Here is a 24,420-nt window from a genome sequence, read left to right as displayed (position 1 = left end):
CGTATCGACGCCGGTGCCCGGCTCGCCTTCCCCGAGATGCTCATCGAGATCGAGGCGACCGCGATCGCGCCGTGACCCCGCACCGCCCCGCGCCCCGTCTCCCTCACGGAGCGGGGTTGCGGGGCAGCGCGGAACGGGGTTACGGGGTGCCCGTCACCAGGGGCCAGAGGCCGTCGGGGCCGGCGGCCAGCACGCGAGCGCCGATCTCGTCGTTCCACTGGGCGTCGCTGCCGTCCTCGTCGCGCCAGGACCACAGCCGGGTGGTGACCAGGCGCAGGTGGTGTTCGCGGGTGAAGCCGATCGCGCCGTGCACCTGGTGCGCGATCCGGGCGACCTGCCCGGCGGCCTCCCCGGCGCGGGCCTTGGCGGCGGCGACGGCGAACGCGGTCGAGGCGGCGCCGAACCCGTCGACGGCGGCGGTCCGGGCCGCGGCGTCGGTGGCCGCGGCGGCCGCGGCCACCTCGGCCGCGGCGAGGGCCAGTTGCTGCTGGACGGCCTGGAACCGGCCGATCGGCCGCCCGAACTGGACCCGCTCCCCGGCGTAGCGCACGGACTCCGCGAGTGCCCCGCGGGCCGCCCCGGCCAGCAGCAGCGCCCGGCCGAGGGCGGCGCGGAGCCGGAACTCGGCGGCGGCCCCGGCCGGGGCGGTGCCGACCGCGCCGCTGTCGAGGCCGGTGTCGACCGTGACGGTGTCGCGCGGTTCCTCGGCGAGGTTGACCCCCTCGGTGACCGTCACCGCCGCCCGGTCCAGCACGAGCACGTGGTCGCCGCTGAGCACCACGATCGCCGCCGCGGACCGTGCCCACGGCACCCGGGCCAGCAGGCCCGTCACCCGGGCCCCGGCGGCGCCCGCCTCGCCGGACGGCGTGACCGTCAGGTCGGCCGCGACCGCGGTCAGCGGCCCGGACGGCGTCTCCAGGCCCGCGGCGTGGGCCAGCCAGCCCGCGAGCAGGTCGGTCTCGACCAGCGGGATCCGGGCGGCGTAGGCGCCGGCCATGGACAGCACCGCGGCGGCGTCGGTCAGCGTTCCGTCGCTGCCCCCGGCCGCCTCGGGCAGTGTGAGCCGGGCCAGCCCGGTCTCCTCGAGGGTCTTCCACAGCCCGGCGTCGAGTCCGGACTCGGACTCCGACGCGGTGGAGCGAGCGTCGGCGAAGATCGACTCCGCCAGCTCGACCAGTTCGGCGTTGTCACTCATCGCAGCCCCATTCCCCGTGCCACGATCCCGCGCAGCACCTCGTTCGTCCCACCGCGCAGGGTGAACCCGGGCGCGTGCAGCACCGCGTCGGCGAGCAGCCGCGCGTAGCCGTGCTCGGCCCCCGGGTCGGGTGGGATCGCGACCAGCAGCCGGGCCGCGTCGATGATCTCGTTCTCGAACCGGGTGCCGAGGTCCTTGACCACGGCCGCGGCCAGCTCCGGCGCGTGCCCGGACTCCAGGGAGCCGGCCACCGCCAGCGACATCCGGCGCAGCGTCCACAGCCGCGAGACCAGCCCGCCGAGGTCGCGGCGGCGCCCGGCGTCGATGCTCGGGCCCGCAAGCGACCCTTCGGCGTCCAGATCCGTCCCGGCGATCTGGGCGACGAGGGCCTGCAGCAGCGGGAACGTGGACAGGAACCGCTCCGGTCCGCTGCGCTCGAAGGCCAGCTCGCTGGTCACCTGGTGCCAGCCGGCACCGATCTCCCCGAGGACCATCGAGTCCGGGATGAAGACCTTGTCGAACACCACCTCGTTGAAGTGGTGCGCGCCGGTCAGCAGCGGGATCGGCCGGATCGTCACGCCCGGCGCGTCGAGCTCGACGATGAACTGGCTGAGCCCGGCGTGCCGGTTGTTCTCGTCGCGCGGAGCGCTGCGGGCCAGGGCGAAGAACGCGTGCGCGTGGTGTGCGCCCGAGGTCCACACCTTCGTCCCGGTCAGCTCCCAGCCGCCGTCGACGCGCTCGGCGCGGGTCCGCACCGAGGCGAGGTCGGAGCCGGAGTCGGGCTCGCTCATCCCGATGCCGAAGTACACCTCGCCCCGTGCGATGCCGGGCAGGAACTTCTGCCGCTGCTCCTCGGTGCCGAAGCGCATCAGCGAGGGCCCGATCTGCCGGTCGGCGACCCAGTGCGCGGCCACCGGCGCTCCCGCGGCCAGCAGTTCCTCGGTCACCACGTAGCGGTCCAGCGGGGACGCGCCGTGGCCGCCGTACTCGGTCGGGATCGTCATGCCCAGCCAGCCGCGTCGCGCGAGTTCCTTGGAGAACCGCTCGTCCCAGCCGGACAGCCAGACGTCGGCCCGCGGATGCCAGCGCTGCGCGGCTCGCTCCTCGGCGAGGAAGGCGCGAACGTCGGCCCGCAGGGCGGCGGCCCGTTCCGGGAGCTCGACGGGGGGAGGTACCAGGGTGGGCAGCCTGGTCAGGGTTTCCGTCACGGCCCCATCCTGCACAACCGTCCGGCGATCGACAGCCTCATCCTGGGACACAGACCATGCATCACCGTGCTCACCGGTGGGAACATCCAGATCATGACGAATCCCGATCGCGAACAGGCCGTTCTCGACGCCGTCCAGAAGGATCTGTTCATCGGTGGCTCCTGGCGCCCGGCGGAGTCGGGCAAGACCTTCCCGGTGGAGGACCCCGCCACCGGCAAGGCGCTGTGCGAGGTCGCGGACGCCGGGGTGGACGACGGGCTGGCCGCGCTGGCCGCCGCGGACGCCGTGCAGCCCTCGTTCGCGGCCATGGCGCCGCGCGAGCGCGGGGAGATCCTGCGCCGGTCCTTCGAGATGATCATGGACCGGATCGACGACCTCTCCCTGCTGATGACCCTGGAGATGGGCAAACCCATCGCGGAGTCGACGGCCGAGATCACCTACGCGGCCGAGTTCTTCCGCTGGTTCGCCGAGGAGGCGGTGCGCATCGGCGGCGACTACGCGACCGCCCCCAACGGCGCCAGCCGGTTCATGGTGATGCGCCAGCCCGTCGGGGTGAGCGCGTTCATCACGCCGTGGAACTTCCCGCTGGCCATGGGGACCCGCAAGATCGGCCCGGCGGTCGCGGCCGGCTGCGCGAGCGTGATCAAACCGGCCTCCGAGACCCCGCTGTCGATGCTGGCCCTGGGCGGGATCCTGCAGGAGGCCGGGCTGCCCGACGGGGCGCTCAACATCATCACCACCAGCAACTCCGGTGGTGTCATGGAGCCCGTGATCCGGGACGGGCGGACGCGCAAGCTGTCCTTCACCGGCTCGACCCCGATCGGCAAGATCCTGCTGCAGCAGGCCTCCGACAACGTGCTGCGGACCTCGATGGAGCTCGGCGGCAACGCCGCGTTCATCGTGTTCGACGACGCCGACCTCGATGCCGCACTCGAGGGCGCGATGATCGCGAAGATGCGCAACATGGGCGAGGCGTGCACCGCGGCGAACCGCTTCCTGGTGCACAGCTCGGTCGCCGGCGAGTTCGCCGAACGCCTGGCCGAGAGGATGGGTGCGCTCAAGGTCGGCCGGGGCACCGAGGACGGCGTCCAGGTCGGCCCGCTGATCAACGCCAAGGGCCGGGACAAGGTGGCCGAGCTCGTCGCCGACGCGGTCGAGCGCGGGGCGAAGGTGCTGGTCGGGGGCAAGCCGCAGGACGGGCCGGGCTACTTCTACCAGCCGACCGTCCTCGCCGACGTCCCGCGCGACGCCCGGCTGCAGCGTGAGGAGATCTTCGGCCCGGTCGCGCCGATCATCACGTTCGAGGACGAGGAGGACGCGCTGGCTATGGCCAACGGCACCGAGTTCGGCCTGGTCAACTACCAGTACACCCAGGACGTGAACCGGGCGCTGCGGGTCGCCGCGCGGCTGGAGAGCGGGATGGTCGGGCTCAACACCGGCCTGGTGTCCAACCCGGCGGCGCCGTTCGGCGGGGTCAAGCAGTCCGGGATCGGCCGCGAGGGCGGCAAGGTCGGCATCGAGGAGTTCCTGGAGATCAAGTACGTGGCCATCGGCCTGGCCACCTGATGCGGGTCCGCCGGGGTGCGGGGCCGTCCCGCACCCCGGCCCGCCCCGCCTCGACTTGTCGCTAGAGCTTTGCGATTGCTCATGCCTCGCGTTTAATGCACCCGTCGGCCCACCCGCCGAGTGGGCGCTCGGGCGAGAGGAGTGGCGCATGGTTCTCGCCATGCACATGAGCGACGGGTTGGTGAACGCGCCGACGTCGTTGGCGTTCGGCGCCGTCGCGGTGATCGGGCTGGCCATCGCCGTCACCCGGGCCCGAGCCGACCTGGACGACCGCAGCGCACCGATGGCCGGGCTGGTCACGGCGTTCGTGTTCGCTGTCCAGATGATCAACTTCCCGATCCTGCCGGGTGCCAGCGGCCACCTCCTCGGTGGAGCCCTGGTCGCGATCCTGGTCGGGCCGTGGGTGGGCATGATCTCCATCGCCATCGTGCTCGCCGTGCAGGCACTGTGGTTCGCCGACGGCGGGTTGACCGCGCTGGGCACCAACATCGTCAACATGGCGATCATCGGCGTCTGGACGGGCTACGCGGTCGCCGTGCTGCTGCGCCGGTTCGCCCGTCGCAGCCGGCCCGGCCTGCTCACGACCGCCTTCATCGCGGCGCTCGTCAACACCGTGGTCGCCTCCCTGGGCTTCGTCCTGCAGTACGCGATCGGCGGTGCCGGCGGAGCCTCGCTGACCACGGTCTTCGCCTTGATGGTCGGCCTGCACGCGCTGATCGGCATCGGCGAGGGGATCATCACCGCGGCGACGGTCGGCGCGGTCGCGGCCGTCCGGCCCGATCTGGTCCACCTCCTGGCCGGGTCGCCGGCGAAACTGGAACTGCGCCGCGCCGGGCCACATCCCGAGCCGTCCGGTAGCCCCGACAGCACCGACAGCACCGACAGCACCGACAGCACCGACAGCACCGAGGCCACCACCCGAGGGAGCGCGTCGTGAACCGCCCCGCTCCGACCGGTGCCGGTCGCCGGCAGGCCGGCTTCCTCCTCGGTTTCCTCGTGGTGGCCCTGCTCGTCGCCGGCGGGCTGTCCTACTTCGCCAGTCCCGACCCCGATGGTCTGGACAGCGTCACGCTCAACGGCTGCCAGGTGACCGAGACCGAGGCCGGCGAGCAACTGGAGGGCACCTGCATCGCGCAGAACGCGCAGGACCACGCCCTCGGCTCCAGCCCGCTCGCGGACTACACCGTCGCAGGCCGGGACGGGACCGTCGGGCTGGCCGGGGTCATCGGCGTGGTCGGCACCCTCGTGGTGGCCGGCGGCCTGTTCTGGCTGCTGCGGCGGCGCCGACCCGGCGACAGCGCGGAGCGCTGAGGCCGGCGTGGGCGCCGGTCACGCGCACCCGCTGTACCTGCCCGGCACCTCCGCCGCGCATCGGCTACCGGCCGAGGTCAAGATCGTCGCCGCGTTCCTCGGGGTGCTCTGCGTCGTCGCCACCCCGCGCGAGGCCTTCCCGGTCTTCGGCGGCTACCTGCTGCTGCTCGCCGCGGTCTGGTGGGTCGCGCGGATCCCACCGGGCTGGATCGCGCGGCGGTCGCTGATCGAGGCGCCGTTCGTGGTGCTCGCCGTGCTGCTGCCGTTCACCGGCCCCGACCCGCGCATCGAATGGCTGGGCCTGTCGCTCTCCGAAGCCGGACTGCTCGGCGCGTGGAACATCCTGATCAAGGGCACCCTCGGTGTGCTGACCTCGCTCACCCTCGCCGCGACGACCCCGCTGCGCGACGTCCTGCTCGGGCTGCAGCGGCTGCACACCCCGCCCATGGTGACCACCATCGCGACCTTGATGCTCCGCTACGCCGACGTCATCGCCGCCGAGGCCCGCCGGATGCGGCTCGCCCGGATCGCCCGGGGCCATGACCCCCGTTTCCTCTGGCAGGTCGGGGCCACCGCCCGCGGAGTCGGCAGCCTGTTCGTCCGGACCTATGAACGCGGCGAACGGGTGCACCTGGCGATGCTGTCGCGGGGGTGGGCCGGGGAGATGCCGCAGCTGACCGACACGCGCACAACTCGCCGGGACTGGGCCCGCGGGCTCGCCCCGGTCGGGGTGGCCCTCGTGCTGGCCGTCACCGGGTGGGTGATGACATGAGCGCCATGCCGCAGACGTCCGAGACCGCACCCGCCGACCCCGCCGTGCGGGCTCCGTCGCTGCACATCCGCGAGCTGGCCTTCGCCTATCCCGACGGCCATCAGGCGCTCTACGGGGTGGACCTGCGCATCGAGCCCGGCGAACGGGTGGCCCTTCTCGGCCCGAACGGTGCCGGCAAGACGACGCTGGTGCTGCACCTCAACGGCATCCTCAGCGCCGGGCACGGCTCGGTCGAGGTCGGCGGGCTGGCGGTGGCCAAACCGAACCTGCACGAGATCCGCCGCCGGGTCGGGATCGTCTTCCAGGACCCCGACGACCAGCTGTTCATGCCGACGGTCGGCGAGGATGTCGCCTTCGGGCCCGCGAACTTCGGGGTGCAGGGCCCGGAGCTGCGCGAACGGGTGCGGGCGGCGCTGGACGCCGTCGGCATGGCCGAGCACGCCGACCGGTCGCCGCTGCACCTGTCCGGCGGGCAGCGGCGGCGGGTCGCGCTGGCCACGGTGCTGGCCTGCGAGCCGGAGATCCTGGTGCTCGACGAGCCCTCGTCGAACCTCGACCCGGTGGCCCGCCGGGAACTGGCCGAGGTGTTGCTCGGGCTCGGACGGACGATGCTGATGGTCACCCACGACCTGCCGTACGCCCTGCAGCTGTGTCCGCGCAGCGTGGTGCTCGACGACGGCGTCGTCGTGGCCGACGGGCCGACCCGCGAGTTGCTGGCCGACGCCGACCTGCTGCGCCGCCACCGCCTCGAACTCCCCTTCGGTTTCACCCTGTCCTAGACACCGTCTGCGAACGCACGCCACCGGGCGGCGGCACCCGGCGGCGTCGCGGGCTAGCGCGGAGGCGGCGGTGAGGGGTAGCCCGGGCGCGGGGCCGGGCCCTCGTGCCCGCCCTCGGGGACCTGCGGGATCCCCCGCGGCGGCGTCGGGACGGCACTCTCCTGCTGCGGGGCGGGCCGCTCCCCCGCGGGCGGCGGTCCCCCGGCGGGCCGCTCGGCCTGCGGAGCCGCCGGCCGGCCGCCGGTCTCCTCGGTGTCCGGACGGGGCGCCCGCGGGGGCGCGATGGCCGCCGGAGGCTCGCCCAGCGCCGGGATCTCCTGGCGCGCCTGCGCCTCGGCGTCGGCTACCTGGCGGGCGATCTCCGGGTCGCTCGAGGTGTCGAACCAGTCCTTGATCGCCTCGTCGTCGTCCTCGGGGCGGGTGCGCACACCGTCGTCGGAGGGGCTGGGCTGGAACCGGAACACGCCGTCGTCGCCGGGCGCCCCGAGCATGCGGGTGAAGCCCTCCAGGGCCTTGCCGAAGTCACTGGGCACGAGCCAGACCTTGTTGGCGTCGCCCTGCGCCATCTGCGGCAGCGTCTGCAGGTACTGGTAGGCCAGCAACTCCGGCGTCGGCTTGCCGGCCTTGATCGCGGCGAACACCTTCTCGATCGCCTTGGCCTGGCCTTGGGCCTGCAGGTAGCGGGCCGCCCGGTCGCCCTGGGCGCGCAGGATCCGCGACTGCCGATCGGCCTCGGCGTCGAGGATCGCCGCCTGCTTGGCGCCCTCCGCGGTGAGGATCTGCGACTGCTTCTGGCCCTCCGCGCTGCGGATCGCCGCCTCCCGCTGCCCCTCCGCGGTGAGGATCATGGCGCGCTTCTCGCGGTCGGCCTTCATCTGCCGCTCCATGGACTCCTGGATCGACGGCGGCGGGTCGATGGCCTTGATCTCGACCCGGGCGACCCGGATGCCCCAGCGGCCGGTGGCCTCGTCCAGCTCGCCGCGCAGCACCGTGTTGATCTGGTCGCGGGAGGTCAGGGTGCCCTCGAGGCTCATCCCGCCGACCACGTTGCGCAGCGTCGTCGTCGTGATCTGCTCGACGCCGGTGATGTAGTCGGAGATCTCGTAGACGGCGGCCTTCGGGTCCGTGACCTGGTAGTAGACGACCGTGTCGATGTTGACCGTCAGGTTGTCCTGGGTGATCACCGGTTGCGGCGGGAAGGAGACCACCTGCTCGCGCAGGTCGATCCGTTCCCGGATCTTGTCGATGAACGGCACCAGGAACGTCAGGCCCGGCGGCTGGGTGGTCTTGTAGCGGCCCAGGCGCTCGATGACCGCCGCCGTGGCCTGCGGGATGATCTGCACCGATTTGACCACGGACACCACGACCAGCAGCACGATCAGGACGACGACGACGAGCAGCACCGTGCCCTCGGTCACGCAGATCCCCTCCCTGTTCCTCCGCGCGGTCCGGGCGTCCCCGCCACCGCCGCCGCCCGCTGGATCTCAGCGGCACGGCTCACCCCACTACCCCTGGGCGTTCACGGCTCGGCCAGCACCAGAGCCGTCGCCCCCGAGATGCCCATGACCATGACCCGCCGGCCCGGTTCGATCACCTGGCTGTGGTCGTAGGCCTTGGCGGACCAGACCTCTCCGCCGATCTTGACCCGGCCGCCGTCGCCGTCGACCCGGCTGATCACGACGGCCTCCTTGCCGATCAGCGCGTCGGAGTGCATGGCCGTGGAGTCGATCGCGCGGTCGAGCCGGCGGCGCAGCGCCGGGCGGACCGCGAACAGCAGCAGCACCGACGCCCCACCGAAGATCAGCGCGCTGGGCAGTACGCCGGCGCCCAGCAACGCGGCCCCTGCGGCGACGAACGCCCCGCCGCCCAACATGAGCAGCACGAACTCGCCGGACAGCACCTCGGTGACGACCAGCACGATCCCGGCGATGAGCCAGATCAGCGCGGCGGTCATGCACCGATCCTGCCAGAGATCAGCCGGGCACCGTGACGAAATCGATCAACTGCTCGACAGCGCCGATGAGCGGGGCCTCCAGGTCCCGGAAGTCGCGCACCGCGCCGAGCACGCGGCGGGCCCCGTCCGCGGGCTCACCCCAGCGCAGCGCTGCGCACACGCCGGTCTTCCAGTCGGTGCCCCGCGGGATCTGCGGCCAGGCCCGGATCCCGACCACGGACGGCTTCACCGCCTCCCACACGTCGACGTAGGGGTGACCGGTCACCAGCACGTGCGGCCCGGCGACGCTCCGCGCGGCGCGCGTCTCCTTGGACCCCTCGACCAGATGGTCGACCAGCACCCCGAGGCGATGACGGGGCCCGGGGGCGAACTCCCGCACGGCGGAGGCGAGGTCGTCCATGCCGTGCAGGGGTTCGACGACGATGCCCTCGACGCGCAGATCGTGGCCCCAGACCCGCTCGATCAACTCCGCGTCGTGCACACCCTCGACCCAGATCCGGCTCGCCTGGGCGGTCCGCGCCGTCAGTCCCTGCACCCGGACCGAGCCGGAGGCCGAGCGCGCCGGGGCCTTCGGCGCCGCGCGTGGGACGACCAGCGTCGCGGGCTTGCCCTCGTACAGGAACGATGCCGGCAGCAGCGGGAAGACCCGGCGGCGGCCGTGCCGGTCCTCCAGGGTCACCTCGCGGATGTCGATCTTCACCACCGCGCCGCAGAAGCCGCTGGCCGCGTCCTCCACGACCAGTCCCGGTTCGGCGGGAACCTGCGGCACCTCCTTGCGGACCGTGACCCGTTTCCCGTCGGCGGTGAAGGCCCCGGCGTAGTCGTGCGGGCGGAAGGCGTTCGGGCGGACGGCCATCCGGGCGTTGTACCGCGCGCGTGACCCGACGGGACGCACCGACACGCGCCCGGGACCGTTGTGACGCAACGGACCCCGTCGGCGACCTGGGCTTACGGAACGTGTCGGCGTGTCACCCTCACGGAAGGAGTGCCAGCGCCTGAGTACGTAGCTAGCCTTGCGGCCGTGTCCTGTCCCTCAGCGACCCTGACGGTCTGGACCTCGGCCTGGCTGGCCGGGTCCGCGGCGCCCGACGACGTCCTCGACGCACTCGGGCCATGGGCCGAGGCACACGACGTGCTGGCCGCCGACGCCATGACCGCCGACGCCACGGACCTGCCCGCCCCCGGCGCACCGGTGTCCTCGGTGACGTTCCTGCTCGCCGCCCTGCGCCGGGCCGCCCCGCGCGGCCAGGCCCGGCTGGTGCTGCCCGTGCCCGGTGACGTCCGTGGCCTGCCCGGGCCCGGGCTGTTCAGCCGGGAGGCGACCACGGCCGGTGAGGGCGTCCTGTTCGTCGACGCCGGGTTGGGGGTCGTCCCGACGACCGTCGCCGACGGTGTGCTGCGCTGGACGGTGTACCCGGTGCCCGAGCCGGGCCCGCCTCAGGAGTTCATCGCGCTCAACCAGGCCGAGCAGGAGCTGCGTGACCAGGTCCGCCAGTCGGCGTCGGTGCTGACCTCCCTCGGGGTCGCCCGGCACCGGCCCGGGGTCCGCGAGGAGATCGCCGCGGCGCTGCGCGCGCGGCCGAAGTCGCTGTGGCCGGCGGGCATGCCCGGCCAGGCCCTGCGGGTGCTGCAGCACGCCGATGAGGTGGAGGCCATCCTCGCCGCGGCTTCGGTCGACGAGCCGGGGGGCGCGCTGTCGGCGTCCGCGGCGACCGCGCGCCGGGAGGCGCTGCGCCCCATCGAGACCGCGGTCCGGGTGGCCCGGCGCGCCGCGGTGGCCGAGGCGGTGCGGGTGTTGGCCGCCAGCCCGCTGGTCTGATCCGGCACCGTCGGCTCCTCGCCGGAGGAACCGTGCCGGCCGCCTCGGGTCCGCCGAAACCACGACGTCCGGGGCCCGGCCCGATCCGCCGCCACGTGCGGATCGGCGAACCCGGGCACGGCTCGATCCCGCCCGCCGCCGCGCCGGGCGTGGTCACACGGAGCTGTCCGACGCGGTGGCACGGCTGAACCTGCCGGCCCACTCGCGGATGTGGGCGACCAGCTCGGGCGGGGAGAGCACCTCGAAGTCGGCGCCCACCGAGCCGAGGGCCATGGCCGGCCAGTCCAGGGAGTCCGTGGTCATCCGCAGCAGGCACCGCCGGTCGTCGACCTCCTGGATCGTGGCCCACCGGCCGACCCGGCCGCGGACGGCCGCGGCCGGGGCGTGCAGCAGCGCCTCGACGGTGTACGGGGCCGGGATGTTGCCGATCCCGGCCCGGACGAACGCCGCGGCGTCCTCGGCGGGCAGCTCGCGGGTGCGGAACCGCGCCCCGGTACTGCGTGGTTCGGCGAGGCGGTCGAGCCGGAAGCTGCGCCAGTCGTGGCGGGCGAGGTCGTAGGCGACGAGGTACCAGCGGCGCCCGAACGAGACCAGCCGATGGGGCTCGACGTGGCGGGCGGTCTGCTCGCCGCCGTGGGCGGTGTAGGAGAACTGCAGCCGTTCGGTGTCCCGGCAGGCCTGCGCGACCGCGGTGAGAATCCCGGGGTCGATGGTCCTGCCGGTGCTGCCCCACACCGCGGGCACGGTCATCGCGCGCAGCGCGTCGACCCGGCGCCGCAGCCGCGGCGGCATCACCTGCACGACCTTGGTGAGCGCGCGGACCGAGGACTCCTCGATACCGGCGACCGCACCCTGGGCGGCGGCCTGCAGCCCGACGGCGAGGGCGACGGCCTCCTCGTCGTCGACGACCAGTGGGGGCAGCGCGGCGCCCGCGGCGAGCTGGTAGCCGCCGTCGACGCCGCGGTGCGCCTGCACCGGGTACCCCAGCTCGCGCAGCCGGTCGACGTCGCGCCGCAGCGTGCGCACCGAGACCCCCAGCCGATCCGCCAGTTCGGCGCCCGGCCAGTAGTGATGGATCTGCAGCAGCGACAGCAGCCGCAGCGTCCGTGAACTGGTGTTCGCCATGGCCCCAGTCTCGCGTGATTCCGGTCAGTTCCTGACCGGAATCACGCGTGGTTCGCCGTATGACGTCTACGGCCTGGATCGCCGTGCGGCCCGCACGGGCTGCTCACGCGCGTGGATCTGTCCGAGCCCGCCGCACACAAGGTCTCCGAGCTGCCCGGGCGCCGGCGTCGGCGCCGCGATGTCGACCGCGATGCCGACCGCGCGAGCGCCCGACCCTCCGCTCGCCGCACGGTCCGCGCCAAGGCGGGCGTCCCGGCGCTGCGCACGGTGCGGGACCCGGCGAGCCGCTGCGCTCACTCCGTGTCGCTGCGTTCGTCCGATCCTTCGCCCGCGTCGGCGGCGGCCGGTGCCAGGGCCGCGACCAGCGCCTGGAGGTCTTCGGGGCGCAGCGCCCGGGGGGCCGAGAGCTCCGCGCGGGCGCGGTCGAGTTCTGTCCGCATCCGCTCCAGCTCGGCGTCGGCGCGCGCCTGCAGCGAGGCCGCGGCCTCGGCCCGCTCCCGGGCGCCGGCCAGGCTCTCCTCCAGGGCCCGCCCTCGCGCCCGTTCCCGCTCGAGTTCCGCTGCGCCCTCGACGGCGCGCCGCTCCGCCCGGGACCGGGCGTCGGTGGCCGCGGCGGCGTCGACCCGGGCGGCATCCAGCCCCGCCCGCAGCTGGGTGATCTCGGTGCGCAGCTCCTGCGCCCGGGTCTGAGCCGCATCCCGCTCGGTGGTCGCCCGTTCGGCGGTGACCGCCGCTGCGGCCGCGTCCCGTTCGGCGGCCGCGGCCCGGGCCTCGGCCCGATCGGCACGGTCCTCGGCGGCGCGGCGCCCGAGACCCGCCTCCTCGGCGGCCTGGCGGGCGGCACCGAGCGCCTCGGTCGCCTCCAGGGCCTGCCGCGCCGCGGCGGTCGCGCGCGTGACCGCCGCGGCGCGCTCCTCCCCCGCCTGATCGGCGAGCTCCTTGCTCCGGGTCGCCTGCCGCTCGGCCTGTTCTCGGGCCACCTCGGCCGCGGCGCGGGCGCTGTCGGCCTCGGCGACCCGCCGGTTCGCCGCCTCGACGGCGGCCACCGCGTCGCGCTGGACCTCGTCGAGCCGGTCGGAGACCGCCGCGAGCGCCTCGGCCAGAGCTTGCACCGGACCGCGGACCGCGTCGACGTGCTCCCGGAGCCGGTCGGCGTCGAGTTGGAACGTCGTCCCGCCCGCGTCGAGACCCAGCGCGTCCAGCGCGTCGCGCTCGGCCCGGGCCATCTGGGCGCAGGTTCGCCCACCCGGCCACCGGGTGTCGCGGCAGAACGAGCGCCGCCGCCCGCCCTGGGGCCCCGGCGGGGGCAACTCGGCCCGGCACTTGCTGTACCCGCATCTCACGGCGCTGTCGATCACCGTTCGAGCGTATCAGTTCGATGATTTCGAACATACTTGCTGAGTTTCAGTTAGTTACATTGAACTCCACCGCCAACGAAACCGATGTTTCGTTGGTGGTTGCGGCGTGGCGACGTGACCGGGCGCGGCGGGGACGCGAGGATCGCCTTATGACAGCCGACGCGGACGCGCCCCTGGCCGTGATGGAGGCCCTGAGAGGCCCGGACCGTGCCGCTGTCGCCGTCGCGGACCCGCTCGAGGACGGCGGCTCCGGGTGGCCCGGCGTGCGGGACCCGGACGCGCTGCGCGCGCAGCTGGTCGACTGGCTGAGCCAGTACGACAACGCCGGTACCCGGCGGACCTACGCGTACGCGCTCGGCCTGCCGATCGGCTGGGTCGACGCGATCGGCGGGGTGGCCGCGCAGTCCGACGACCCGGGTATCCGGCGCCCTCCCCCGGCCCCGGCCGGCCCGCTGCACGGGCTCGCCTGGTTCCGCTGGTGCGCCGCGCAGGGACTCGACCCACGGGCGGCCACGGGTGCACACGTCAAGGCGTGGTTGCACGCCTTGACCGCCGCGGGGGCCCAGCGCCGCACCCGGCAGCGGATGCTCTCGACGCTGTCGGCGCTCTACGGGCACCTGGCGGAGACGGGCGCGGTGGCCGCCAACCCGGCCGCCCTGAACCGTTCGCGACTCGGGCTGTCGAGCTCGGCGCGCGACGCGTCACCGACGGTGCGGCTCACCGCCGGCCAGCTCAAGGCGATGCTGGTGGCCGCGGGGCGCCTGCACTACACCTCCGACGCGCGCTACCAGCGGCTCTACGCGCTGCGGGGCGTCGCCGTCGTCGCGGTCCTGACCCTCGGCCTGCGGATCTCCGAGCTCGTCGGACTCGACCGCGACGACCTCTACCGCACCGGCGGCGAGGAGGTGCTGCGCGTGCTGGGCAAGGGCGGCCTGCGCCGGGAGGTCTACCTCACCGACCTCGTTCGCGTCGCGCTCGCGGAGTACCTGGCCGAGCGGGACCGGGTGGCCGGTGCCGCGCTCCCGGCTCGCCGAGGTCGCACGACCGCCGGCGGCACCCCGCTGATCGCGACCCGGGGCGGCGGGCGGTGCTCGCGCGTCGACCTCTACACGCTGCTGCGGCGCATCGCCGCCGGTGCTGGCCCGGCGCTGGCCGACGTCGCCGACCGGGTGCACCCGCACGCCCTGCGACACGCCTACGTGACGATCGCGCTGGAGCAGGACGCCCGGATCCAGCACGTACAGGCCGACGTCGGCCACGCGACGATCGCGACCACCGAGCATTACGACCGCGGCCGGCGGACCCGCGACACCAGCGCCGCCGACCTGGTGGCCGCCGCGATCGCCGCCGCCCCCGGTCCCGGCGGGGACTGAGAGGGCGAACCACCCGGCCGACGTCTTGCGGCAGGCGACCGCCTCCCGGCGACGGTTTGGACGGCGGCGGGCCGCCGTCCCCGTCCTGCGGCCGGCCCCGACCGCGGTGGCTTCTGCCACCACGCCCGGTCAAGGACGTTCGGCTCGGAAACCGGGGCCCGCCAGCAGGTCTCGGCGAGGCCACGGCAGGCCTACCGTGGCCCGGCGTCGAAGGACGCAGGAGGTCGAGGCGACGCGATGACCGCTACCGAAACCACACCCGTTCAGGCCGCCGAGGACTGGGCCCGTTCGTTCGGCGAGGCCACCAACAGCGATCCGGAGATTCAGGCCCACGGCAACTACTTCACCTGCAGCTACCTGCTCGACATGACCGATCACCGGTTCGTCGTGCGGATGGTGTCGGGCAAGGCCGCCGAGGTCGTCGTCGACCCGGGGCCGCTCGACGTCCACTACCAGTTCACGATCCGGGCCGGCGTCGAGACCTGGCGCGGTTTCGGCGTACCCGTGCCGCCGCCGATGCACCACGGCATCTGGGCGGCCACGTTCCAACGCGACATGAGCCTCGAGGGCGACGTGCTGGTCCTCATGCAGAACCTGCGCTGCATCACCCGGCAGATCGAACTGCTGCGCACCGTCGGTGTGCCCGTCTAGACCGAGGAGACCACCATGCCCCCGCGCATCTCACCCGCCACCGGGCACTACGTGACCGTCGATGTCGGCGACGTCCGGTACAAGGTGTTCTACCTCGAGAACGGCACCGGGCAGCCGCTGGTCTGTCAGCACACCGCAGGCTGCCACAACCACCAGTACCGCGGCCTGCTCGAGGACGAGGAGGTCACGCGGAACTACCGGGTCATCGCCTACGACCTGCCCCGGCACGGCAAGTCCGACCCCCCGGAGAACAGCGAGTGGTGGAAGGAGGAGTACCGCCTCACCGCGGACCACTACTCGGCGTTCATCGTCGCCCTGTGCGACGAGCTCGAGTTGGAGCAGCCCATCTTCATGGGCTCGTCGTTCGGCGGCAACGTCGCCCTGCAGCTGGCGCTGCGTTACCCGGACCGGTTCGCCGCGGTGATCCCGGTCGAGGCGGCCGACTACTCCCCGGGCTTCTACCTGGACTGGTGGCAGCATCCGCACGCCAACGCCGCCCAGGTCTGCGCCAGCGGGGTGTGGGACCTGATGGCGCCCCAGTCACCCGAGACCGACCGCTGGAAGACGTGGTTCTACTACAGCCAGGGCTCGGAGGCCTTCAAGGGCGACCTGTACTTCTACTCCGTCGACCACGACCTGCGCGACAAGCTCGACCAGATCGACGCCGACCGGTGCCCGGTGTTCATGCTGACCGGGGAGTACGACTACCTCACCACTCCCGAGGACGGCCGCCGCACCGCGGGCCGCATCAAGAACGCGGAGTTCCTGGAGATGAAGGAGATCGGGCACTTCCCGATGAGCGAGAACTACCCGGTGTTCCGCAAGTACCTCCTGCAGGCCCTCGAGTCCCTCTCCGCCCGCCGCGCCAAGACCTGACCCCACCCCACCCCCCGCTGATCAAGGGCACAAGGGGCCTTGTCGATCTTCGACAGGCCCCTTCCGGCCTTGATCAGCGAGGGCAGGAGGGGCGGCGGGCGGGCAGGCAGCAGTTCACCGCGCACGGTTCACCGTTCACGGTGCACCCGGCCCGGGGCACCGAGCCGATCCCCCGCTCCGGCGCGCCGGAGGTGTGCTCGGCGATCAACTCGACGACCATGTCCGCGAACCGCGGGTCCGGACCCGCCGTCGCCGCCCGGGCGAAGCCCATGCCCAGCTCGGCGGCCCGGTCGGCGGCCTCGTTGTCCAGGTCCCACACGACCTCGACGTGGTCGGACACGAACCCCACCGGCGCGACGACGACGGCCGGAACGCCCGCGGCGTGCAGCGCCTCGATGTGGTCGACGATGTCCGGCTCGAGCCACGGCACCTGGGGCGGGCCGGAGCGCGACTGCCAGACCACGTCGTGCTCGGCCACCCCCAGATCGGCCGCGACCAGCCGGGCGGCGTCGGCGATCTGCTCGGAGTAGCGGTGCCCGCCCTCTTCCGAAGGGCCGGCCGCGGCGTCGGCCGCGGTGGGGATCGAGTGCGCGGTGAAGACGATCCGGGCGGAGTCACGCACCTCGGCGGGCAGCGTGGCCAGCGCGGCCCGCACGGCGTCGGCGTTGGCGGCCACGAACTCCGGATGATCGAAGAAGTGCCGCAACTTCACCAGCTCCGGCGCGCCGTCACCCACCGCCTTGCGGGACCGCGCGATGTCCTCGTGGTACTGCCGGCACGCCGAGTACCCACCGTAGGCGCTCGTCGCGAACACCAGGGCGCGGCGCACCCCGTCGCGAGCCATCTGAGCGACGGTGTCCTCAGCCATCGGGTGCCAGTTGCGGTTCCCGAAATACACCGGCAGGTCGGTGCGCTCCCGGATCGCCGCGATCAGCTCCCGGTTGCGTGCGTTGATCGGGGAGACCCCACCGAAGTGCCGGTAGTGCTCCTCGACGGCGTCGAGCCGCTCAGGCGGGACCCCACGGCCGCGGACCACGTTCTCCAGGAAGGGGCGTACTTCGTCGGGGCCCTCGGGGCCGCCGAACGACAGCACCAGAAGCGCATCGAACTCACTCACGCCTCCATTAGACCCCGATCGCGTGGAACCCGCCGTCGGCCCACACCATCGACCCGGTGGTGGCCGGCAGCCAGTCCGACAGCAGCGCGCACACCGTCTTGGCCACCGGGATCGGGTCGTTGACGTCCCAGCCCAGCGGGGCGCGCCCGTCCCAGGAGTCCTCGAACGCGGCGAACCCGGGGATCGACTTGGCGGCCATCGTCTTCACCGGCCCGGCGGCGACGAGGTTGACCCGGATCCCCTTGGGCCCCAGGTCACGCGCCAGGTAGCGGGTGACGGACTCCAGCGTGGACTTCGCCACGCCCATCCAGTCGTACGCGGGCCAGGCCTGCCGGTTGTCGAAGTCCATGCCGACGATCGAGCTGCCCGGCCCGAGGAGCGGAAGTAGCGCCGTCGACAGCGACTTGAACGAGTACGCACTGACCTGGATGGTCGTCGCGACGTCCTCCCAGGGCGCGGTCATGAACGCGTCCTCGCCGAGGCAGCTCGCGGGCGCGAAGCCGATGGAGTGCAGCACGCCGTCGAGCCTGGGGTTCTCACCGAGGTGCTCGGAGACCCGCTCGGCGAGGCTGTCGAGCTGCTCCTGGTTCGCGACGTCGAGTTCGACGACGGGCGCCGGCTTCGGCAGCCGCTGCGCGATCCGCTCGACCAGGCGCATCCGGCCGAACCCGGTGAGCACGACGTCGGCGCCCTCGTTCTGGGCGACCTTGGCGACGTGGAACGCGAGCGACGCGTCGGTGATGACGCCGGTGATGAGCAGGCGCTTGCCGTCGAGCAGTCCCATGTGGTGCCTTCCTGGTAGGAGATGGAGGTCAGGGCCCCGGTCTGGGTAGGACTCGGTACCGACGTGTCGGGTCCGAGATCACGGGCCTCGGTACCGATGCTTCGGCACCGCGACCCCGGGCCCGGTCCGATGCTTCGGCACCGCGGCCGCGGACCCGGTCCGATGTTCGGCACCGCGGCCGCGGGCCTCAGTGGCCCATGCCGAGGCCGCCGTCGACGGGGATGACGGCGCCGGTGACGTAGCCGGCCGCGTCGGAGCCCAGCCAGGTCACGGCGGCTGCGATCTCCTCGGGCGAGGCGTAGCGGCCCAGCGGGACCTGGCCGAGGATCTCGGTGCGCCGGGACTCGGGCAGGGCGCGGGTCATGTCGGTGTCGACGAACCCGGGGGCGACGACGTTGGCCGTGATGCCGCGCGAGCCGAGCTCCCGGGCCACCGAGCGGGCCAGCCCGACGAGGCCGGCCTTCGAGGCGGCGTAGTTGACCTGGCCGGCGGACCCGGTGAGTCCGACGACCGACGAAACGAAGATCATCCGTCCGCTCTTGGCCCGCAGCATGCCGCGCGAGGCGCGCTTGGCGACCCGGTAGGCGGCGGTCAGGTTCGCGTCGACGACGCGGGTGAACTGGTCCTCGCTCATCCGCATGAGCAGGGTGTCGTCGGTGATGCCGGCGTTGGAGACGAGCACCTGGACCGGCCCGTGCTTCTCCTCGACCGTGGTGAACGCCGCGTCGACGGCGTCGGCGTCGGTGACGTCGCACTGCACGGGCAGCAACTCGCCCGGCAGGCCGTCGGCGCCGCTGCGGTGGGTCACCGCCACCTGGTCGCCCTGGGCCGCGAACGCCTGCGCGATCGCGAGCCCGATTCCACGGTTTCCTCCGGTCACCAGCACGCTGCGTCCCACGGCGGCCACCCTATTGCACGGGACGCGTCGCGCAGCGCGTGTCGGCGACGGTCACACCCGGCACGGGTCCCACTCACCGGAAAGTGCGACTCGGTCTCCTGGCTCCCCCGACTCGCGCGCGTAGAGACCCCGACTCGCGGACCCGGAGACCCCGACTCGCGCGCCTGAATACCCCGACTCGCGCGCGTGGAGACCCCGACTCGCGGGGTCAGGGGAGGCGGCGGCCCAGGGCGAGGCCGGAGCCGACGCCGGCCACCAGCAGGAACGCGCCGCCCGCGAGCCACGGCCGGCTGGTGTCGACCCGGCGCACCTCGTATCCGATCTGCTCGCCCAGCTCGGCGTAGACCTGCCGCAACTCGTCCTCGGTGGCCGCGGTGAAGAACTGCCCGCCGGACAGCGTCGCGATCTCGCGCATCGACGCGTCGTCGACAGCCACGCGGGTCCGCCCGCCCTCGATCTCGATCGTGCCGTACTCGGTGCCGAACGAGATCGTCGAGACCGGGACCTTCGCCTCGGCCGCGGTGCGGGCCGCGGTGAACGCCCCGCGGGGTTCGTTCTCCCCGTCCGGGCCCGGGACGGTCTGCTTGCCGTCGCTCATCAGCACGATGCGCGCCGGCGGCGGGCCCTCGGCGCCGGAACCGGCGAAGGCCTGCGAGAACGTCTCCACCGACTGCATCGCCGCGAAGATCGCCTCACCGGTCGCGGTCGACTCCGAGAGCTTGAGCCCGTCGACCGCCCGCTTCACCGCTTCCCGGTCGGTCGTGGGCGAGACGAGCACCGCCGCGGTGCCGGCGAACGACACCAGGCCGAGGTTGATCCCCGGAGTGAGCTGGTCGGCGAACGACTTGGCCGCGGCCTGGGCGGCGGCGAGCCGGTTCGGCTCCACGTCGGTGGCCTGCATCGACAGCGACACGTCGATGACCAGCACGACCGTCGCCCGGTTGCGCGGGACCTTCGCCTCGGCCTCGGGCCCGGCGAGCGCGACGGTGAGCACGGCCGCCGCGGCGATCAGCGCGGCCGCCGGCAGGTGCCGCTGCCAGCCGAGCCGCTTCGGCGCGACCCGGTCGAGCAACTCCAGGTTCGTGAACCGGATGACGTCGCTGCGGCGACGGCGCAGTAGCACCAGGTACCCGGCGGCCAGCGCGGCGACGACGAGGAGCCCGAGCAGCCACCACGGCGAGGAGAACGTCACCTGGTCACCTCCCTGCGCTCGGTGCCACGGTGGCAGGAGCCGCGGTGTCCGATCACCGCCCACCCCCCGACCACGCCCGCTTACGGGCCAGCGCGAACCGGACCACGTCGGCGATCCAGTCGGAGTCGGTGCGCAGTGTCAGGTGCGCGGCCCCGCACCGGCGCAGCGTCGCGGCCACCCGGTCGCGGTGCTCGGCGGCCGCCGCGGCGAACTCCCGGCACAGCAGCGGTGTCGTGACGACCTCGCGCTGCCGTCCGGTCTCCGGGTCGGCCAGCACGACCGTTCCGACTTCGGGCAGTTCGAGCTCGCGCGGGTCGAGCACCTCGACGGCGAGCAGGTCGTGCCGGGTGGACAACGCGCGCAGCGGGCGCTCCCAGTCGGGCTCGCCGAGGAAGTCCGAGATCACCACCGCCAGCCCGCGACGCCGCGGCGGGCGGCGCAGCTGCTCGATGGCGGCGGTCAGATCACCCCGGGTGCCCTCCGGGGCGCGCGGGGTCTGCGCGACGCGGCGGATGAGCCCGCGGGCGTGCGCGAGACCGCCGCGGGCCGGGATGCGGACGGTCCGCTGCCCGGTGGCGACCAGCGCACCGATCCGGTTGCCGCCACCGCGCGTCAGGTGGGCGACCGCGGCGAGGGCCGCCACCGCCAGGTCGCGCTTCTCGCAGGCCGCGGTCCCGAAGTCCAGGCTGGGCGACAGGTCCAGCACGACCCACGTCTCCAGCTCCCGATCGGCGACGGTCTCCCGGACGTGCGCCTCGGTGGTCCGGGCGGTGACGGCCCAGTCCATCCGACGGACGTCGTCGCCGGGCTGGTAGATGCGGGCCTCCCCGGGCTCGCTGCCCGGACCGGGGACGAGACCGAGGTGGTTGCCCTGCAGCAGGCCGTCGAGACGGCGGCGCACCGACAGTTCCAGGGTGCGCAGGGCCGCCTCCAACCGGCCGTGGCGCAGCGACGGCGGGGCGGTCGCGGGCCGCGGCACCCCCGGCCTTCCGGGCCCCGGCGCCGCAGGACCACCGTCCCGCCACGAGGTGACAGCAGGGTGGCCTTCCGGCAGCTCGGGAGACGGCCCGGAACTCACGTGGGCGTGCCCGCCTGGGTGTAGGGCACCGGGTTCTGCTGGGGCCGCGCGGTGACCTGCGGCAGCGGCACGGTCTGCAGCACCCGGGAGATGATGTGGTCCATCGGCACCTGGTCGGCCACGGCGTCGTAGGACAGCACCAGGCGGTGCCGCAGCACGTCGGGGGCGACGTCGAGCACGTCCTGCGGCAGCACGTAGTCGCGCCCGCGGATCAGCGCGAGCGCCCGCGCGGCGGCGACGATGCCGAGCGTGGCCCGCGGCGAGGCGCCGTAGGACACCCAGCCCGCGATGTCGGACAGGCCGTGCTCGGCCGGGGTCCGGGTGGCGACGACGAGGCGCACCACGTAGTCGACCAGCGCGTGGTGCACGAACACCCGCGACGCCACCTGCTGCAGCCGGGACAGCTCGCCGGGATCGATCACCTGCTGCGCGACGGGCGGCTCCGCACCCATCCGGTAGACGATCTCGCGCTCCTCCTCCACGCCCGGGTACTCGACGATGATCTTGAAGAGGAACCGGTCGCGCTGCGCCTCGGGCAGCGGATAGACACCCTCGTTCTCGATCGGGTTCTGGGTGGCCAGCACCAGGAACGGGTCGGGCATCGGGAACGTCTTGCCGCCGATCGACAGGTGCCGCTCGGCCATCACCTCGAGCATCGCCGACTGCACCTTCGCCGGCGCGCGGTTGATCTCGTCCGCGAGCACGAAGTTCGCGACCACCGGGCCGAGCTCGACGTCGAACTCCTCGCGGCCCTGCCGGTAGATCCGGGTGCCGAGGATGTCGGCGGGCACGAGGTCGGGGGTGAACTGCAGGCGCGCGAACGTGCCGCCGACGACCTTGGCCACGGTCTCGACCGCGAGGGTCTTCGCGACCCCGGGCACGCCCTCCAGCAGCAGGTGCCCCTTCGCCAGCAGGCCGACGAGCATCCGCTCGACCAGCCTGTCCTGCCCGACGATCACCCGCTTGATCTCGAACACGACGCGCTCGAGCTTCTCGCCCTCCCGGGCGGGACTGGGCACGGCGCCGTCCGCGCCGCTGGGTCGGTCCTGAGACTCCGGCACGCTCACCACCCCATCCCACCCCGATCACCGTATGACGGCGGTGAAACCCGCGATCGCACCGGGCGGCCGGGCACCGCTCCGAGACCGGTCCGTGACCGTCGGTACCTCGTCGGGCGGGCCCGACGAGCGCATCCAGCTCCGACCGCTCACCGGGGAACGCCGGGAGCTGACATGACGGCGCGGCCGAGGCCCGCGGACCGCTCACCGGCCCGGGCGGCGGCGGACACGGCGTCCGCTTCCCGTCACAGCATCCGGGTGGCCTGCGGGAGCAGACCCTTCGTGCGCAGCGGGACGACGCGCACGTTGGCCCCGGTGTAGGGCGCCTCGATCATCTTGCCGTTGCCGATGAACATCGCGACGTGGTGGATCGGGGCGCCACCGTTCTTGTAGAAGACCATGTCGCCCGGCCGCAGCTCGGAGATCGGCACCTTGCGGCCGGCGTTGAACTGGTTGCGGCTCACCCGCGGCAGCGAGACACCCACGCCGTTGAAGGCGTAGAGCATCAGGCCGGAGCAGTCGAACCCGATCCGGTCGAGCGGGGAGCCCAGCCCGTCCGGGATGCCGGTGGTGGGACCGCGCCCGTTGCCCCCGCCCCACACGTACTGGACGCCGATCTGCGACATCGCCCGGTCGATCACCCGCTGGACGGCACCGGAGCCCGCCCGCACGGCCGGGGCGCGGCGGTCGTCGCGGCCACCCGATTCGAGCCGGGCCGCCGCGGCCCGCTGCGCGGCGCGTTCCTCGGCGGCGCGTTGCGCGGCCTGCTGACGCTGCCAGCCCTCGTAACGATCCCGCTGCGCCCGCAGGCCCGCGTCGGAGGCCGCGGCGGCGTCGAGCTGACGCTGCACATCGGCGCGCTGCGCGCTGACCTGCGCGAGCTGCGCGGCCTGGGCGCGCGCCGCGTCCTCGGCCTGGGCGACGGCGTCGTCGGCGGCCGCCTTGGCCGCCGCCGCCTCCGCCTCCCGGGTGCGGGCCTCCTCGAGCGCGGCGCGGGCCCGCGAGTCCGCGTTCGCCTTGTCGACGCGCGCGCGTTCCAGACCGTCCTGGGCCGCCAGCTGGGACCGGGCGATGACGTCACGCAGTTCGGCCCGCGCGACCAGGTCCTCGGGGCTGGTCGCCGCGGTGAGCAGGCCGAGCGCGCCGGCGTCGAGCCCCTGCTGGTAGGTCGACGCGGCGAACTCGTCGAGCCGGCGGCGGGCGTCGTCGATGGCGACGGTCGCGGCCTGGGTCTCCACCCGGGCGGCGTCGGCCCGCCGGGAGGCCTCGGCCGCCGCGGCCTGCGCCGTGTCGAGGTCGGCCAGCGCAGCGCTGGCGGTCTCCCGCTGCGCCGCGAGCGCGGCCTGCAGGTCGTCGGCCTGGCTGTCGAGGTCGGCGAGCTGGGCGGTGAGCCGGCCGAGCGCACCCGCCCGCCGGTCGATGGCGTCGCGGCTGGCCTGCAGCTCCCGGTCGCTCGGGTTGGGCGGGGGCGGCGGTGACGGAGGCTGGGCCAGTGCTGTGGAGGTGCCACCGAGCAGCGCGATCAGTACGAGTACGACAATCGCGCGTCCGGCCCGCACGACACCTCCATCCGTTGCCGGCAGGGCCGGGGGCCTGCCGGTGATCGACGCCGAGCGTGCTGACTGTGCCAGTCAGGGGACGTCGCGCCGATCGCCACACGCGCAACACGGCACAACTTCCACCACATGGCGTAACGGCCGGACGAGGTCCTGTCAATGAGGACAGTGCTCGAATCCCACAGCCGGGTCACACCGCCGCGCCGTGCGAGCGCCGAGGACCGATCGTCTCCGCAGTCGTCGCGGGTGCCGTCACCGCCGTCACCCTGCTCGGCGGTCGCGGCGGCGCCGGCGCCACGATCGACCAGCCCGCGCTCCAGCAGGTGCTGCCCCGCCCGGTGCTACCCGCTGATCACGCCGGGTCGGCGCCCGGCCGGTGTTCGTCGCCGAGCCGGGCGCCGACCGCATCGAGCCGGCCCTCGACGGCCGCCACCCGGGCGTCCAGGGCGCCGACCGCGGTCCGGTCGGCCGGATCGGCCGCCACCGCCTGCGCGAGCGCCGCATAGTCGACGCTGAGCCGGTCGAACTCGGCGTCGAGGGTGTCGTCGCCGGTCAAGGGGATCCGCGGCTCGTAGCGCACCACCCGCTCGGCCAGGGCGGCCACGGCCTCACGCAGGCGTTCACCCTCGGCGTGCAACGCGGCCACGTCGCGGGCGGCGCGCCGGCGCCGGTCGCGCAGCCGGACGGCCACGGCGACCACCGCGGTCAGCAGCACGACGGCGCCGACGATCCACCCCCACGGCGGGCCGG

Annotated in this window: 24 protein-coding genes; 9 read left to right on the top strand and 15 right to left on the bottom strand. The window is 73.8% G+C overall.

Annotation, left to right across the window (positions count from 1 at the left end):
• Positions 1-139: 139 nt before the first annotated feature.
• Positions 140-1,195, bottom strand: a complete 1,056-nt coding sequence (locus tag HF519_RS11555; RefSeq protein ID WP_169412910.1) for an acyl-CoA dehydrogenase family protein — start codon at positions 1,193-1,195, stop codon at positions 140-142.
• Positions 1,192-2,403 carry an acyl-CoA dehydrogenase family protein gene (locus HF519_RS11550; RefSeq protein ID WP_312860052.1) on the bottom strand — a complete coding sequence of 404 codons (1,212 nt, stop codon included), beginning with the start codon at positions 2,401-2,403 and terminating at the stop codon, positions 1,192-1,194. Before HF519_RS11550 ends, HF519_RS11555 begins: the two co-directional genes overlap by 4 nt.
• Positions 2,404-2,496: 93 nt before the next feature.
• On the opposite strand from HF519_RS11550, the gene HF519_RS11545 reads away from it, so the two are divergent.
• The 5 genes from HF519_RS11545 (at position 2,497) to HF519_RS11525 (ending at position 6,831) form a co-directional block, all read left to right on the top strand.
• Complete coding sequence (locus HF519_RS11545) at positions 2,497-3,969, top strand: NAD-dependent succinate-semialdehyde dehydrogenase (RefSeq protein ID WP_169412908.1); 1,473 nt, start codon at positions 2,497-2,499, stop codon at positions 3,967-3,969.
• 148 nt (positions 3,970-4,117) lie between these two features.
• Positions 4,118-4,906, top strand: a complete 789-nt coding sequence (locus HF519_RS11540) for an energy-coupling factor ABC transporter permease (RefSeq protein ID WP_246243211.1) — start codon at positions 4,118-4,120, stop codon at positions 4,904-4,906.
• Positions 4,903-5,280, top strand: coding sequence for a PDGLE domain-containing protein (locus HF519_RS11535; protein ID WP_169412907.1), 378 nt, complete (start codon positions 4,903-4,905; stop codon positions 5,278-5,280). Before HF519_RS11540 ends, HF519_RS11535 begins: the two co-directional genes overlap by 4 nt.
• A gap of 7 nt (positions 5,281-5,287) precedes the next feature.
• On the top strand, positions 5,288-6,052 hold the full coding sequence (cbiQ, locus tag HF519_RS11530) for a cobalt ECF transporter T component CbiQ (protein ID WP_169412906.1): 765 nt from the start codon (positions 5,288-5,290) through the stop codon (positions 6,050-6,052).
• Between the two features lie 5 nt (positions 6,053-6,057).
• Positions 6,058-6,831 (top strand): energy-coupling factor ABC transporter ATP-binding protein, encoded by a 774-nt coding sequence (locus tag HF519_RS11525; RefSeq protein WP_169412924.1) that lies wholly within the window; start codon positions 6,058-6,060, stop codon positions 6,829-6,831.
• 53 nt (positions 6,832-6,884) lie between these two features.
• On the opposite strand, the gene HF519_RS11520 is transcribed toward HF519_RS11525, so the two are convergent.
• The 3 genes from HF519_RS11520 to HF519_RS11510 all read right to left on the bottom strand — a co-directional run bounded on the left by HF519_RS11520 (position 6,885) and on the right by HF519_RS11510 (position 9,641).
• On the bottom strand, positions 6,885-8,234 hold the full coding sequence (locus HF519_RS11520; RefSeq protein ID WP_438826390.1) for an SPFH domain-containing protein: 1,350 nt from the start codon (positions 8,232-8,234) through the stop codon (positions 6,885-6,887).
• A 116-nt stretch (positions 8,235-8,350) separates the two neighbouring features.
• Positions 8,351-8,785 carry an NfeD family protein gene (locus tag HF519_RS11515; RefSeq protein WP_169412904.1) on the bottom strand — a complete coding sequence of 145 codons (435 nt, stop codon included), beginning with the start codon at positions 8,783-8,785 and terminating at the stop codon, positions 8,351-8,353.
• A 19-nt stretch (positions 8,786-8,804) separates the two neighbouring features.
• On the bottom strand, positions 8,805-9,641 hold the full coding sequence (locus tag HF519_RS11510; RefSeq protein ID WP_169412903.1) for a DUF3097 domain-containing protein: 837 nt from the start codon (positions 9,639-9,641) through the stop codon (positions 8,805-8,807).
• Between the two features lie 165 nt (positions 9,642-9,806).
• Here HF519_RS11510 and HF519_RS11505 point away from each other — a divergent pair, with 165 nt between their 5' ends.
• Positions 9,807-10,604: an Rv1486c family protein gene (locus tag HF519_RS11505; protein WP_169412902.1), complete on the top strand. Its 798-nt coding sequence runs from the start codon at positions 9,807-9,809 to the stop codon at positions 10,602-10,604.
• A gap of 153 nt (positions 10,605-10,757) precedes the next feature.
• Here the strand turns inward: HF519_RS11505 and HF519_RS11500 are convergent, their stop codons facing one another.
• Both HF519_RS11500 and HF519_RS11495 read right to left on the bottom strand, forming a co-directional pair.
• Positions 10,758-11,729 (bottom strand): helix-turn-helix transcriptional regulator, encoded by a 972-nt coding sequence (locus tag HF519_RS11500; RefSeq protein WP_169412901.1) that lies wholly within the window; start codon positions 11,727-11,729, stop codon positions 10,758-10,760.
• Positions 11,730-12,022: 293 nt separating this feature from the next.
• On the bottom strand, positions 12,023-13,087 hold the full coding sequence (locus tag HF519_RS11495; RefSeq protein ID WP_169412900.1) for a coiled-coil domain-containing protein: 1,065 nt from the start codon (positions 13,085-13,087) through the stop codon (positions 12,023-12,025).
• Between the two features lie 149 nt (positions 13,088-13,236).
• Between HF519_RS11495 and HF519_RS11490 the strand changes: the two genes are divergently transcribed.
• From HF519_RS11490 to HF519_RS11480, 3 genes are all read left to right on the top strand, one after another.
• On the top strand, positions 13,237-14,460 hold the full coding sequence (locus tag HF519_RS11490; protein WP_169412899.1) for a tyrosine-type recombinase/integrase: 1,224 nt from the start codon (positions 13,237-13,239) through the stop codon (positions 14,458-14,460).
• Between the two features lie 237 nt (positions 14,461-14,697).
• Positions 14,698-15,111, top strand: a complete 414-nt coding sequence (locus HF519_RS11485) for a hypothetical protein (RefSeq protein ID WP_169412898.1) — start codon at positions 14,698-14,700, stop codon at positions 15,109-15,111.
• A gap of 15 nt (positions 15,112-15,126) precedes the next feature.
• Positions 15,127-15,987 carry an alpha/beta fold hydrolase gene (locus HF519_RS11480; protein WP_169412897.1) on the top strand — a complete coding sequence of 287 codons (861 nt, stop codon included), beginning with the start codon at positions 15,127-15,129 and terminating at the stop codon, positions 15,985-15,987.
• A gap of 73 nt (positions 15,988-16,060) precedes the next feature.
• Here the strand turns inward: HF519_RS11480 and HF519_RS11475 are convergent, their stop codons facing one another.
• From HF519_RS11475 to HF519_RS11440, 8 genes are all read right to left on the bottom strand, one after another.
• Positions 16,061-17,104 carry a ferrochelatase gene (locus HF519_RS11475; protein ID WP_169412896.1) on the bottom strand — a complete coding sequence of 348 codons (1,044 nt, stop codon included), beginning with the start codon at positions 17,102-17,104 and terminating at the stop codon, positions 16,061-16,063.
• 7 nt (positions 17,105-17,111) lie between these two features.
• A complete protein-coding gene (gene fabI / locus HF519_RS11470; protein ID WP_169412895.1) occupies positions 17,112-17,888 on the bottom strand; it encodes an enoyl-ACP reductase FabI in 777 nt (258 codons plus the stop codon).
• A gap of 187 nt (positions 17,889-18,075) precedes the next feature.
• The gene (fabG, locus tag HF519_RS11465; protein ID WP_169412894.1) at positions 18,076-18,786 is read right to left on the bottom strand and encodes a beta-ketoacyl-ACP reductase; all 711 of its coding nucleotides are present in this window, start codon (positions 18,784-18,786) and stop codon (positions 18,076-18,078) included.
• Positions 18,787-18,994: 208 nt separating this feature from the next.
• Positions 18,995-19,978, bottom strand: coding sequence for a VWA domain-containing protein (locus HF519_RS11460; RefSeq protein ID WP_169412893.1), 984 nt, complete (start codon positions 19,976-19,978; stop codon positions 18,995-18,997).
• Positions 19,979-20,030: 52 nt separating this feature from the next.
• Positions 20,031-20,957 carry a DUF58 domain-containing protein gene (locus tag HF519_RS11455; RefSeq protein ID WP_169412892.1) on the bottom strand — a complete coding sequence of 309 codons (927 nt, stop codon included), beginning with the start codon at positions 20,955-20,957 and terminating at the stop codon, positions 20,031-20,033.
• Positions 20,958-21,052: 95 nt separating this feature from the next.
• The gene (locus tag HF519_RS11450; protein WP_312860051.1) at positions 21,053-22,075 is read right to left on the bottom strand and encodes an AAA family ATPase; all 1,023 of its coding nucleotides are present in this window, start codon (positions 22,073-22,075) and stop codon (positions 21,053-21,055) included.
• Positions 22,076-22,359: 284 nt separating this feature from the next.
• Positions 22,360-23,673: a C40 family peptidase gene (locus HF519_RS32825; RefSeq protein ID WP_169412890.1), complete on the bottom strand. Its 1,314-nt coding sequence runs from the start codon at positions 23,671-23,673 to the stop codon at positions 22,360-22,362.
• A 349-nt stretch (positions 23,674-24,022) separates the two neighbouring features.
• Positions 24,023-24,420, bottom strand: a 398-nt coding sequence (locus HF519_RS11440; protein ID WP_211169885.1) for a hypothetical protein, incomplete at its 5' end; no start/stop codon positions are given.

The sequence above is a fragment of the Pseudonocardia bannensis genome (assembly GCF_012911875.1).
Lineage (GTDB): Bacteria > Actinomycetota > Actinomycetes > Mycobacteriales > Pseudonocardiaceae > Pseudonocardia > Pseudonocardia bannensis.
This window is presented reverse-complemented; position numbering and strand designations above follow the sequence as displayed.